Annotated in this window: 13 protein-coding genes; all 13 read right to left on the bottom strand. The window is 72.7% G+C overall.

Annotated features, from left to right (window positions below; translation table 11 throughout):
- Positions 1–24 precede the first annotated feature (24 nt).
- Positions 25–840: a discoidin domain-containing protein gene (locus tag ACFYY7_RS18260; RefSeq protein ID WP_388662556.1), complete on the bottom strand. Its 816-nt coding sequence runs from the start codon at positions 838–840 to the stop codon at positions 25–27.
- 305 nt (positions 841–1145) lie between these two features.
- Entirely contained in the window at positions 1146–1679 is a 534-nt protein-coding gene (locus ACFYY7_RS18255; RefSeq protein WP_266731116.1) for a phage tail protein, read from the bottom strand.
- Between the two features lie 5 nt (positions 1680–1684).
- Positions 1685–3646 (bottom strand): putative baseplate assembly protein, encoded by a 1962-nt coding sequence (locus ACFYY7_RS18250; protein WP_388662554.1) that lies wholly within the window; start codon positions 3644–3646, stop codon positions 1685–1687.
- A complete protein-coding gene (locus tag ACFYY7_RS18245) occupies positions 3643–4056 on the bottom strand; it encodes a GPW/gp25 family protein (protein ID WP_124720016.1) in 414 nt (137 codons plus the stop codon). Before ACFYY7_RS18245 ends, ACFYY7_RS18250 begins: the two co-directional genes overlap by 4 nt.
- A 6-nt stretch (positions 4057–4062) precedes the next feature.
- Positions 4063–4356 carry a PAAR domain-containing protein gene (locus ACFYY7_RS18240; protein ID WP_351264752.1) on the bottom strand — a complete coding sequence of 98 codons (294 nt, stop codon included), beginning with the start codon at positions 4354–4356 and terminating at the stop codon, positions 4063–4065.
- 36 nt (positions 4357–4392) lie between these two features.
- On the bottom strand, positions 4393–6390 hold the full coding sequence (locus tag ACFYY7_RS18235; protein ID WP_388662552.1) for a VgrG-related protein: 1998 nt from the start codon (positions 6388–6390) through the stop codon (positions 4393–4395).
- The gene (locus ACFYY7_RS18230) at positions 6390–7193 is read right to left on the bottom strand and encodes a peptidase M23 (RefSeq protein WP_388662551.1); all 804 of its coding nucleotides are present in this window, start codon (positions 7191–7193) and stop codon (positions 6390–6392) included. Before ACFYY7_RS18230 ends, ACFYY7_RS18235 begins: the two co-directional genes overlap by 1 nt.
- Before the next feature lie 5 nt (positions 7194–7198).
- Positions 7199–7636 (bottom strand): phage tail protein, encoded by a 438-nt coding sequence (locus tag ACFYY7_RS18225; RefSeq protein WP_266731122.1) that lies wholly within the window; start codon positions 7634–7636, stop codon positions 7199–7201.
- Positions 7637–7692: 56 nt separating this feature from the next.
- Entirely contained in the window at positions 7693–9468 is a 1776-nt protein-coding gene (locus ACFYY7_RS18220; RefSeq protein ID WP_388662549.1) for a hypothetical protein, read from the bottom strand.
- A gap of 29 nt (positions 9469–9497) precedes the next feature.
- Positions 9498–9641 carry a DUF6760 family protein gene (locus ACFYY7_RS18215; protein WP_093549683.1) on the bottom strand — a complete coding sequence of 48 codons (144 nt, stop codon included), beginning with the start codon at positions 9639–9641 and terminating at the stop codon, positions 9498–9500.
- Positions 9638–10093 carry a hypothetical protein gene (locus tag ACFYY7_RS18210; RefSeq protein WP_351264738.1) on the bottom strand — a complete coding sequence of 152 codons (456 nt, stop codon included), beginning with the start codon at positions 10091–10093 and terminating at the stop codon, positions 9638–9640. Before ACFYY7_RS18210 ends, ACFYY7_RS18215 begins: the two co-directional genes overlap by 4 nt.
- A complete protein-coding gene (locus ACFYY7_RS18205; RefSeq protein ID WP_072488539.1) occupies positions 10093–10536 on the bottom strand; it encodes a phage tail protein in 444 nt (147 codons plus the stop codon). The genes ACFYY7_RS18210 and ACFYY7_RS18205 overlap by 1 nt, the downstream gene beginning before the upstream one ends.
- Positions 10537–10591: 55 nt before the next feature.
- Positions 10592–12148, bottom strand: a complete 1557-nt coding sequence (locus ACFYY7_RS18200; RefSeq protein ID WP_388662547.1) for a phage tail sheath family protein — start codon at positions 12146–12148, stop codon at positions 10592–10594.
- Positions 12149–12178 lie beyond the last annotated feature (30 nt).

Here is a 12178-nt window from a genome sequence, read left to right as displayed (position 1 = left end):
TCTGCGGCCTCAGGGCCTGCGGCTTCAGGTCCTCCGGCCGAAGAACTCGATCTCGGCGACGGCGAGCCGCCGGCCGGGGCCCGCTCCGTACGTGGTGTCGGTCGTGAGCCGGGCCCTGACGATCTCCGAACCGCGCAGGTCGAAGGTCTGCTGGCCCGGCTGGTCCTTGACCCGCAGCTTCCTGCTGACGCTGGTTCCGTCGGCGGAGGTGAGCACAACGGTGACCTTGGCCGGACGGGCCTGGGTGAGGAACTCGTCCATCTTGGCGGACGTGCCCGAGAAGACCACCAGCTTCAGTACGCGTACCGGCGGCTCGAAGTCGCACTCCACGTACTGGCCCGCCCCGGTGTCGGGTCCGGCGGCCGAGGGCGCCCAGTAACGGTTGTTGAAGCCGTCGAACGCCGCACCCGCCGGGTGCCCCGGAGCCGTGCTGGAGGCCCGGAACCGGGTCGGCGGCACCGCCTCCGGCGTCCCGGTCTCGTCCTTGGCGAAGCCGAACCAGGCGGACAGGTGCGGAAGGGCGAACCAGACGCCGCACGCCAGCACGATCAGCACGATCGGCAGGGCCAGACCGGGGCGGCGCCACAGCCGGCGCCTCGGCCGGGTGCCCGCGGTGGGCGCCTGACGCGGTCGCCGCCGGAAGATCCGGCGCCACCAGGGCGGCCGCACATCGGGCGGCGGGCCCGGGTCCAGGAGCAGCGCGCAGCGGATGCACAGGGTGCGGTCCGGGGCGTTCTCCGTACGGCAGTTGGGGCAGCGGACGGGCACGACGGGTGACGGGCCCGGGGGTGTGTTCGCGGTCTCGGGCGGTACGTCGGGCAGCGCCTCGGGCCCCGGCACGGGCTCGCTCGTCTCGTCACCGGGGCGACGCGGGGCGGCGGTCGCGGCAACGGGGGGCTGGGGTGAGGGCGGCGGGGACGGCTGAGGCTGGGAGGACGGCTGAGGGGACGGCTGAGGCTGAGGGGACGGCTGAGGCTGCGGCGCCGGGGCGACCGGAGGAACGTGGGGAGCCCAATGTGCCCGGGGCGGCCGAGTGGTGGAAGGCGCCGGGGTCCCGCTGTCCGGCTCCTCCCACTCCAGGAACGCCTGGCACGACGTACAGAACTGCGTCCCCGGCGCGTTGTTCTGGCCGCACGACTCGCAGATCACAGGACCTCCAGGTCGAAGCCCACATGTGCCGGGATCTCCGTACGGATCAGCTCCTCCAGCCGCACCCGGTCGACCTGGTACGGCTGCGCGGCCCGGACCCGGACCGTCACCCACGGCCGCGGGCCGCCCGGGAACCGGGTGTGCGGCGTCGTCGACCACGCCGTGCCGCCGCTCTCCACGATCTCCGGCTCGATCCCGGTCTCCAGGAACACCGCCTCCGCGAGACCGCGCCGGGTGCCCCGCCTGCTGTGCCGCTCGACCGCGCCGCGCACCGTCGCACGCCGCTGCTCGACCGGATGGTCCGAGCGGGTGTCGACGGCCACCCACTGGGCCAGCCAGGCGAGGAAGTCCTCGGGCGCGCTGCGGGGGTCGAGGTGGGCGGGCAGGTTGTCGATGGAGAGCAGGACCGGGGCGAGCACGTCGTCGAGCGCCGCGAGGAACCGCTGGAGGAAGTCCTGCTCCAGGTAGACCGCCGGGAGCTGTTCGATCAGCGGGTGCGGTGTCGGCAGGCCGGTCACGGCTGTGCGCATGGCGGTCAGGCCTCCCGTACCCGGAGCTGGTGCTCGTAGCTGAAGACCAGCGCGTGCCGGTCCAGCGCGATCTTGGTGGTGGGCTCGCCGCGCTGCCCGTTCACCGGGTCGGCGGGGAAGAGGCGTACGTCCTCCACCAGGTCCACGCCCGCCACCTGCTGCAGTACGGCGAACGCCTCGCCCGACTGGATGGGCCGCCCGAACGGCCAGCCGTCGCGGCCCGGTCCGCCGCTCAGCGGGTTGAAGTAGCTGTAGAGGGCGGTCAGCGCCTCCTCGCGCACGCGCTCCAGCACGGCACCCCTGCGGGCCTGGACCGTGGCGACCACCGTGACCCCCTGGTAGAAGGGCCGCTCGACCACCAACCGGGCCCCGATCGGCCTCCGTTCGTCCAGATGGCCCGCGATCAGGGCGAGGGTGTGCTGCGGCGGGACGAGTTCGTCGAACCGGATCCGGCCCTGCTCGTCGCTGCGCCCGGCCGGTACGACGAGCAGCCGCACGCCGCCCGCCTCGACGGCCGAGTCCTCGCCGGCCGGGATGCACTGCACCCGGGCCGCGTCGGGTGCGACCTCGCGGGCCAGCAGTTCGTAGTCGTGCGGTACGACGGCCCGGTGCAGGGTCCGCAGCGTCATCGGTCCGCGCACCCGGGCGCTCTCCACCGTCTCGCCGTCGACCCCGCCCAGCGCCGGGCTGCGGTTCTCCACCCGGGCCACGTACGGGATGGCGCTGCGCAGCACCCGGAGGGTGGAGCGGGCGACATTGCCGCGCACGCCCCCGCCGGTGCGGTACGAGCGCACGCGTACGGTGGCGCCCTTCGGCGGCACCTTCCCGTAGTAGCGGATCGAGCCGTCCCGCTCCCGCACCGCCGGACCGAACTCGACCCGCCCCGAGTTGGGGTCGAGCGTGATGTGCCGGTCCTCCGGGCCGGAGTGCGCGAAGTCGTCGACCCGGGTCCATTCCGTGTCCTGCGGGCCGCCTCCCGACGGGTCCGCCACCTCGACGACGAAGTCGCCGGGTACGACGGGCGGGCGGCTGATCGTGAAGGTCTGGCCGGGTACACCTTCGGCCGGGCCGAGCACCTCGTCGGTGACGGTCTCGGCATGCACCGCGCCGACGGTCGCGCCGATCGTGAACGCGGTGATCCGGCGGACCACCGGGGGCGCCATGTACGTGGGCTGCCCCGGGTCCGCCTCCACCAGGCGGCAGCGCAGCCACCCGCCGGTCCGGCGCACGACGACGGCGGGTGTGTGGCCCTGCGGCAGATGCAGGATCAGCTCACCGGACCGGTTGAAGCCGCCGGTGTCGTCCTTCTCGACCTCGCAGGCCGCCCAGGCGCTGCCGTCCCACGCCTCCCAGACCAGCGGCGGCCGCAGCGGGTCCACGCCGACGCCCTCGACGGCGCAGTCCAGCCGGAGCACGACGACCCCCGAGGGGACGGCCGCGGACAAGCCCACGTAGAGCGCGTCGCCGGGCGCGGGCGTGGTACCGAAGCAGGGTACGGACCGGCCGAGCGCGAGCTCCTCGGTACGGTCCAGGGCGTCGCCGGACGTCGGCCAGGTGGCGAGGTGCGCGAACTCGCAGGGCACGATGGACAGTTCACCGACGGTCGTGAAGACGACCGCCTCCTCGGTCTCGGTGCGTACGGTCGCGACCTCCGTGCCGGCCCGCACCCGTACCGGATCGGGCTGCGGCGCGGAGAGCCGGAACGTCACATCGGTGTGGGCGGCCGTGGGCGGGTGGAGGCGGACGCCGATCAGGTCGAGGAAGGTCAGATAGCTCTTCTCCGGGACGCGGTTCACCCGGTAGACGAGCTGGTCGACCATGGTCGCGAAGGCCTCGATGAGGGTCACCCCGGGGTCCGACACGTTGTGGTCGGTCCACTCGGGGCAGCGCTGCTGGACGAGCCGTTTCGCCTCGTCGACCAGGCCCTGGAAGCGGCGGTCGTCCAGATACGGGCTGGGCAGCGTCACGCGCCGTCCACCTCCTCGTGCTGCGGGATCACATAGAACGGGAAGACCAGGTTCCGGGGGTCGTTGGCGCCCCGCACGGTGTAGCCGATGTCGATGTACAGGACGCCGTTGTCCGCCTCGTCGAACCGGACGACGACCTCGGTGACCTCGATCCGGGGCTCCCACCGGTCCAGCGCGAGCCGTACCTCGTACGCGAGCTGCCCGGCCGTGCCCGCGTCCGCCGGGGCGAACACGTAGTCGTTGACGGCGCAGCCGAACTCGGGCCGCATCGGCCGCTCGCCCGGTGACGTCGCCAGGATCAGCCGGATCGACTCCTCCAGCTCGTGCTCGCCGCGCACCAGGGCGATGGACCCGGTGGCGTCGGTGCGCGGCGGGAAGGCCCAGCCCGCGCCGATGAACTCCTGTCCCATGGCCGCTCAGCCTCCGATCAGCACCGTCGGGCACCCGGACACGATCGGTGCGCCGCAGGCGGCCCGGTCCCCGACCCGGGCGGCGGGCCGCCCGCCGATCAGCACCGTGGTGCTGCCTGGCGGGGCGATCACGGACGGGGCGTGCACCGCGGGCGGCGGCGACGCGCACAGGTGCGGGGTGCCGACCGTGGCGGCGGGGAGCCCGCCGATCAGCACGGACGGGACGCCGGGAGGCCCGACCGTGCCGGGGTGTCCGGTGGGGTCACCGACCCGTGCGGCTGCCGCCGCGGCTGCTGACATGGCAGTGCGTTCCTCTCGATCGGCGCGTCCGCGCGGTCAATTGATCTTCACCATGGGTGCGTTGACGGACAGGGACGAGCCGCCCTTGATGTCGGTGCGCTGCGTTCCGTCGACCGCGACCTGGGCGCCCCGGACCGTCACCGTGCCGCCGGTGGCGAGCTTGACCTCGCCGTTCCCGCCGTCGACGCTCACTCCGCTGCGGGACTTCAACGTGACGCTGTCGCCGCTCAGTTCGAGGGTTCCCTGCCCGCCGTCCAGCGCGACCCCGCGGGCCGCCTTGATGGACACCTGCTGCTTGGCCTCGATGTTCACGCTGCCGTCGCTGTTGATCACGATCACGGTGCCCTTGCGGTCCAGATCGATCTTCAGCTTTCCGTCGCCGGTGAGCAGGCGTACGCCCTGCGGGCCGTTGGCGTCGTCCAGGATCTCCAGCTGGTTGCCGCTCTTGGAGGCGACCGAGCGACGGTTGACGGCCCCGCTGGTCGGGTCGACGAGCGGGGCTCCCGGGGCCGGTTCCGAAGCGGGTCCCGAGGCGGACGACTCGCCGGTCACGGCTCCGGCCACGGCCCCGGCCACGCCGCCCGGCCCACCGCCGGCCGGTCCCCCGCCACCGCTTCCGCCCCCGCTGCCGCTTCCCTGGGACGGCCGGTCCTTCCCGTTGTACAGACCGGCGAGGACGTACGGACGGTCCAGGTGCCCGTGCTCGAACCCCACCAGCACCTCGTCCCCCACCTCGGGGATGAACGCCTCGCCGCCGCTCGTCCCGCCGGACTGCGCCGTGCGCGCCCAGTCGCTCGCGTACTCGTCCGACAGCCAGGGGAACCGCACCTTGACCCGGCCCGAGCCCTCCGGGTCCTGAGTGTCCGTGACCGTCCCGCTGACCAGCCCCGCGCACCGCGACCCGCCCCCGCCACCGGCCCCGCCGGAGCCCGGCCCGCCGCCGGTCAGCCCGAACAGCGAACGCTCCTGCTGACCGGAGACGGTGAGCCAGGTCTCGTACCCGCGCACCGGGTCGAAGACGTGCCGGGACGACGTGACCGTGTACCGCCCCTCGAACGGCGCCCCCACCGCGTTGAGCGCCACCGCGCTGCCGGCCCGCACCTCCGGGTTCCCCCGGATCACCGCCTCCAGCTCCGCGAACGACCCGGCGATCCGCTCCGCCAGGGCCTTCGCCGCCTGGTCCACCTGCGCCTGGGCCCCGTACGCCGCGTCCGTGACCACGAAGCGCGCCTCGCCGAACGGGGCGGTCACCTCGGCCGCGCTCACCCCCAGCTCCAGCGTCGCCGACTTCCCGGCGGGCGCCCGCCCGACGAGCGGCTGCTTGGCCTTGACGTCCCAGCCGCGCACCTCGACCTCGGAGACCTGCTCGGCGGACGACACCCCGGCCCGGCAGCGCAGCAGGTTGCTGCCCATCTCCAGGACCAGCGGATCGCGGTCGGCGCGCGCCGAACCGTCCGGTGCGCCGCTCGCCTCCGCGGGCCGGGTGATGTGCAGCCGGCCGTCGAGCACATACGCCTGGGCGCCCGCCTCCTCGGCCAGGTCCCGGATGAACTCCCAGTCCGTGACGTTGGGCTGGGCGATGTGTTCGAGCACCGGACCGGCCACGTCGACCGTGCCCGGCTTGAGTCCGGCGCGCTGGGCGACCTGGGCGCAGATGTCGGCGAGCGTCATGTTCTGGTAGCTGGCCACCCGGCGTCCGCGGAACAGCCGGTGCGACTCGTCGAGCCCGCGTACGACGGTGAACGTGCCGGTCTCGTCGAGTTCCACCTCCAGGGCGGTGACGACCCCCTTGAGCAGCGGTTTCGGTGCCGAGTCGCCGCCCGCGCGGGCCAGCAGCCGGGCCTCGCTGCCGATCTTCAGCCCGGTCTGCTCCAACAGCACCCGGTCCGGGTCGCGGAACCGCAGGAGGAACAGGTCGGGCAGCGTCCGGCTGTCGTCGACGTACCCCTCGACCAGCGTGTTCACGAACTTCGGCGGCAGCGGGCTGCCGCCGAACTCCACCACCAGCGCCGTCGCGACGCCCGGCTGCGCCATCAGGACCGCCCTCCGTCCCTGGCCTCTTCGAGCCGGTTCAGCTCGTCGAGCGCGGGGAGCAGCAGCTGCCGTCCGGGGGTCAGCCGGAGCGGGTCGTCGATCCCGTTCGCCTCCGCGATCACCCGCCAGGCCGCCGGGTCGCCGTACTCGCGCTGGGCGAGCGAGGGCAGCGAGTCCCCGGCGCCCAGCCGGTGCACCCGCCGGGCCGCGAGCGCGCCCGAGGTCGGGTTCTGGCCCGGGGTGTCGCCGCTGATCTCCTCCATGGTCACCTGGCAGACGGCCCGGATCGGCACGCCCGACGTGGTGAACAGGGTGTACTTCGCCTGTACTTGGCTGACGTAGCCGGGGAACCCGGTAAGCCCGCCCCAGTGGAAGACCACCCACGGCGGCGAGGACCGCTGCTGCTGCCGGGTCTCGTTGGTCGGCACGCAGCAGGCGAAGAGCTGCTCCACGGAGGTCACCACCCGGGTGTCCTGGGTGTCGCTGGCGTCGAAGAACATCTCCACTGTGAGCTTGCTGGGCTGCGAGCCCTGGTACTCCGGCGGGCCGGAGCTCTTCGCGCCCTTGGCCGGACTCCGCTTCCAGGAAGCGGCCTTGGTGAGGCTGAGCTCCTTGGGGTTGAACTGGAAGTCGATCCGCCCGCACGGGCCGCCGGGGGTGAGGCCGCCGCCGGTCGGCGGGGTCCGCAGTTCCAGATAGGCGTGCTCCAGCTTGGGCCGGGCCGAACCTCCCCTGCCCGCCTTCGCGGCCGATGCCCCCGACGTACCGGCGGCGCTGAAGGCGATGGGACCCGCACCGCTCACGACGCTCAGCCCTCCATCACATAGCCGTGATGGGCGATCTCGATCGTCTCCATCGCGACCTTGGGCGATTCGGGGGAGAAGGAGGGCCCGGTCCAGCGGACCGGCACGACCTCCAGCAGTCCCCACTGGGCCACCTTCTGCCCGTCCCCGGTCCGCGCCTCGATGTGCGCCGTCTTGCGGCTGAACCCGGTGGTCATGGTGGCGAACCAGCGCGCGACCTTCTCGGTCTCCTTGGTGAGCGGCCTGGACAGCTTGACGTTCGAGTACTTCAGGCGGGTCGGCAGCTGCCACAGATGCCCGTTGTTGCCGCCCTCCTCCCGTGTTTCGAGCACCACTTCACAGCCCAGTCCGTCGCATGTGTTGAACGATCCGAGCTCGATGTCGTCGATCGTGACGACGAAGCAGACACTGACGGCGGGGTCGTTCTCCTGGGCGGTGGCCATGGTCCGTACCTCTCGATCTCAGTGCCTGGTGTTGATCCCAGTGCCTGGTGTGGATCTCAGTGCCTGGTGTTGATGAGGAATCCCGCTCGTTCGCGTTCCAGCCGCAGATCGGCCTTGAAGAGCCTGCTGAGCGGCGCGTACAGGGCGCGCACCAGCTCGTCGGTGACGACGGGCGCTCCACCGGCGGCGGAACCGGGGGCGGAGGTGACTGCGGAAGCGCCCGGCGCACCGTGGGCGTCGGCCGTGGGGCCGGGTTCCGGTTCCGGCTGGGACTCGGCTTCGGCCACGGCCTCCTGGGGCGGATCCGGAGGCGGTGGCTCCTCGCTCTCCGTCTCGCGCTGCACGACGGGCGCCGAGTACGACGGCGGCGGCGACCCGAAGACGACGCTGCCGTCCGCCATCCGCTGGGCGACCCCGGCGGCCACGGCGGCCGTACCGGCCGTGGTGAAGGAGGTCGGCTCCGACACGGAGGCGGTGGACGGCGCGGCCCGGCTACCGGAACCCGGCAATGAACGCGGCACCGGCGGCCCCCCGGCTGCCTGACGCTGCAGGGCGGGAGGCGACGGGGCGGGCGGAGGCACGGCGGTACGTTGCAACGCCGCCGGAAAGGACTCGGCCGGCGTCACCGAGGGCACGCCCTCCCGGTCGGACGTCCAGCGCACCGGAACGGAGTCCGGCGCGGACGACGCCGAAGGGAACGCCGACGAGCCCGGCGCCCCGGACATCGGCCCCGAACCGGCCGGAGGCCCCCCTGCCGCCCCGTCCACGGCCGAACGCTGTACGGTGCCGCCACCTGCACCGCTGCCCGGCCCGGCCTGGAGCGTCACGGGCCGGTCGGCGAGCAGGGGCGCGACCGGGCCGGTGGGCGGGGGCGGCGAGAGGGGTGCCCACGCGGGCACGGCGGACGTCCGCTGCACCGCCGGTTCGGGGACCGCCGGTACGGACTCCGACGCGGCAGGCAGCAGAGGCGAGTCGCCGAGCAGCGGCGCGGTGGGCCCCCCGGCGTCGGCGGCCGGCTCCGGCACCCCGGACGCCCCGGAGAACACAGCGGTCCCAGCGGCCTCAGCGTTCTCAGCGGCCTCGGCGCCCCCGGTCACCTCACCGGCTCGCCCGCCCGTCCCCGCCGTCTCCGGACCGTCGTGGGCAGCCTGCCGCTGCGCCGTGGGCGGCAGCGCGGACATCGGCGCACCGAGACCGGGCGCCCGCCGGGGCCGGTCCGGGGCCGCAGGCAGCGCCGAACGCTGAACGGGCGGGGCCGCGGACGGCGACGGGACATCGGACTCCGGCGCCGGCTCAGGAGCCACGGCCGGTACGAGCGGCTGCTCGCCCACCAACCTCCGCACCGGCAACTCCGCCACGGCCGACTCCCCGGCCGACGTCATCGCGGGCGCACCCCCCGCGACAGCACGCTGCACAGCCATGGGAACGGGCACGGACACGGACAGGGGTACGAACCCGGTCCGGACCGGCGGCTCCCCCGGTCGCTCCACGGACCGCTGCACCGGCGACGGGCGCTCCGCGGTGACCGGGGCGGCCGGGGCGGTGATCCCGTGCACCAGCCCGGTGGGCGCGTCCGGGCTGACCAGGTGCCCGAGGGGCGTACCGAGCGAGGTGTCCTGCCGGGTGGAGAGCGACCCCTGGAAACCGGCAGGATCGATCACCAGATCCTGAGCGCCCAAGGTCCGCTGAATGGGCGGCAGTTCGGCCGGATCGACCCGCTCGCGCGGCGCGGCCACCGGACCGGCGCCCGCACTGCCCGTCGCCGAACCCGTCCCCGCCCCCGCACCCGTCTCCGTACGCCCGCCGCCGCGCAGCCAGGACATCAGGCCCATGGATTTTCCCGCCCTCCCTGCGCTGTTCGCTACTGCCCGTTGAGGCGAGCGACCTGTGCGACGAACCTCAGTCGTTCCGGGTGTTCCAGGTCCAGCAGCTCATCGAGCGGCCAGTGGAAGTGATAGGCGAGGTACGCGACCTCCTCGTAGAGCAGGTCGGCCGCGTACGTCACGATTCCCCCAGGCGGCCACCGGCGAGATTCACCGCGAACTCCTCCTTGCAGGCCGGGCAGGAGACGGCGGCACGGGTGTGTCCCTCCGCATTGATCCGCCGGTAGAAGTCCTGGAGGAAGGCCAGGTCGGAGGCGAAGAGGTCCTCGATGATGCCGGGGTGGATGTCGTCGATCGTGCCGATCCGGGTGACGACCCTGGCGATGAGCACGACCGAGAGGTAGGCGGAGTTCTCCCGCACCCGGTCGTCCCGCAACGGCACGAGTTCGTCGCGCGCGGTCGCGAGCCGCATGACGCCCGTGTGGTGCACGGCGCCCGTCTCGTCGACGTACCCGCGCGGCAGCTCGAAGGTGAACTCGGTGCGGAGCGGCTCCCGTTGACCGGACCGCCGTTCCGTCCCCCCGGCCGGGTCCGAGGCCGGGGCCGGAGCGGGCGTCTCTGTCGTACGTCGCATCAGTCGAGTTCCATGCTTTCGTACGTGATCGCGAGCTTCTCCGTCAGGACCGAGGTGTCACCGGCCTTGAGGGTCCCGATCTCCAGGGACTTCGGCCAGGCGTTGATGAGCTTGTAGCGCTTGATGGCGATGCCCTCGTGGTCGTACACGATGACCGCACCGTTGCGGCGGGCCGCGGTCATCCGGCCGAACCGGGAGTCCTTGATCCACCGTTCGAAGCTGTTGTCCTCGGTGAGACCGCGGGTCACGGTCACCTCACCGGCCTTCGGCCTGCCGGGGAGCTTCTTGATGGCGTACCGGCCGTCGGCGGTGTTCTGCTTCAGCTCGATGACGTCCTGCTCCATCTTCAGACCGCTGACCTCGGTGATCTGCTTGATGACGACGCTGTCGAATTCGAGGCCGAAGGAGGCCCCGACGGTGCTGTCGAGATCGGGAAGTGGCACAACAGGCTCCTTTACGGCTCTTACCGCTTGGTGGACCTAGGGGGACCAGGCCTCGCTACTCGTCGACGCCGCCGGTGCCCCCGGTCAGCTGGGAGAGGCGGAAGACCACGAACTCGGCCGGCCTGACCGGTGCCACCCCGATCTCGCAGATGACCTGACCTGCGTCGATACTCTCCGGCGGGTTGGTCTCGCGGTCACACTTGACGTAGAACGCCTCTTCCGGGGTGAGCCCGAACAGCGCCCCCTTGCGCCATTCGTTGACCAGGAACGCCGACACCGTGCGCCGGATACGGGCCCACAGCGCGTCGTCGTTCGGCTCGAAGACGACCCACTGCGTACCGGCGAGGATCGACTCCTCCAGGTAGTTGAAGAGGCGCCGGACGTTCAGATAGCGCCAGGCCGGGTCGGAGGCCAGCGTGCGCGCGCCCCAGACCCGGATGCCGCGCCCGGGGAAGGACCGGATGCAGTTCAGTCCGATCGGGTTGAGCAGATCGTGTTCACCCTTGGTCAGCTGGGTCTGCAGGGCGACCGCACCGCGTACGACCTCGTTGGCGGGAGCCTTGTGCACCCCGCGCGACTCGTCGTTGCGGGCCCAGACCCCGGCGATGTGGCCGCTCGGCGGTACGAGCCGGGCGCGCCCGGACGAGGGGTCGGCGACCCGGATCCAGGGGTAGTAGAGCGTGGCGTACTTGGAGTCGAAGTTGGCGCGGTCGGTGCGCCAGGCGCGGATCTGCTGCGGGCTCAGTCCCGGCGGCGGGTCGAGGACGGCGACCCGGTCACCCATCAACTCGCAGTGGCTGATGAGCCCTTGCTGAACGGCGATGACCGACTCCAGGTCCAGCAGCCCGCGTTCGTACGCGCTCATCAGGTCCGGCACGGCGATGGTCGTGACCTCTTCGACCGCTTCGAGCCCGCCGAGCCCGGTCCGCCGGTCGGGATCGCCGACGTACAGCTCGGGGGTCAGCGCCCCGGCGGCGGGCGATGCGGGTGCGGCCGGGGCCAGTGTCACGCTCTGCGTCGTGGGCCTGGCCGGAGCGGCACCGCGCCCGGTCTCGCGGATCTCGATGAGCTCCGACTTGGCGTTGACCCGGGTGGCGACGTTCTCCTTGCTGCGCTTGGTCGTGACGCTCGCGTACGTCTCCGCGACCTGACCGTCCCGCTTCACGACCAGCTGGAAGACGTCGGAGGGCGGATCGTCCCCCTCCACCTCGGCCACCTCTACGGTGATCTCTCCGGCCACGCCGGGGCGGGGCCTCACCGCGTACGGCCCGAGCTGCGTCTCCGCCCCCGCGGGCAGCTGCCCGGCGCCCCCGTCCCTCTCGCCCTCGTCCTCGGCAGGGAGCTCGGTGCCGTCATCAATACGCACCACGTAACAGACGCCGCCACCGTTGGCGAAGAACCCGTACACGGCGGACGCCAGATACGTACCGTCGACGAAGTCACCGAACGTGCCGGCGAACTGGCTCCAGTTGGTGATCAGCGTCGGCTCGTCGAACGGGCCCTTGCGGGCGAAGCCGACGAAAGCGGCGACCGAGGTGCCCACCCCTTCGATCGGCCGGGATCCGGACTCGATCTCTTCGACGTAGACGCCCGGGGACAGGTACGACGGCATGTGAGTCTCTCCTTGGCCGGGAACGCCCGC

Source organism: Streptomyces sp. NPDC001933 (genome assembly GCF_042890955.1).
In the GTDB taxonomy this organism is placed as follows: Bacteria; Actinomycetota; Actinomycetes; order Streptomycetales; family Streptomycetaceae; genus Streptomyces.
The sequence above is the reverse complement of the archived record's forward strand: the minus strand, read 5'-3'. Positions and strand labels throughout refer to the sequence as shown.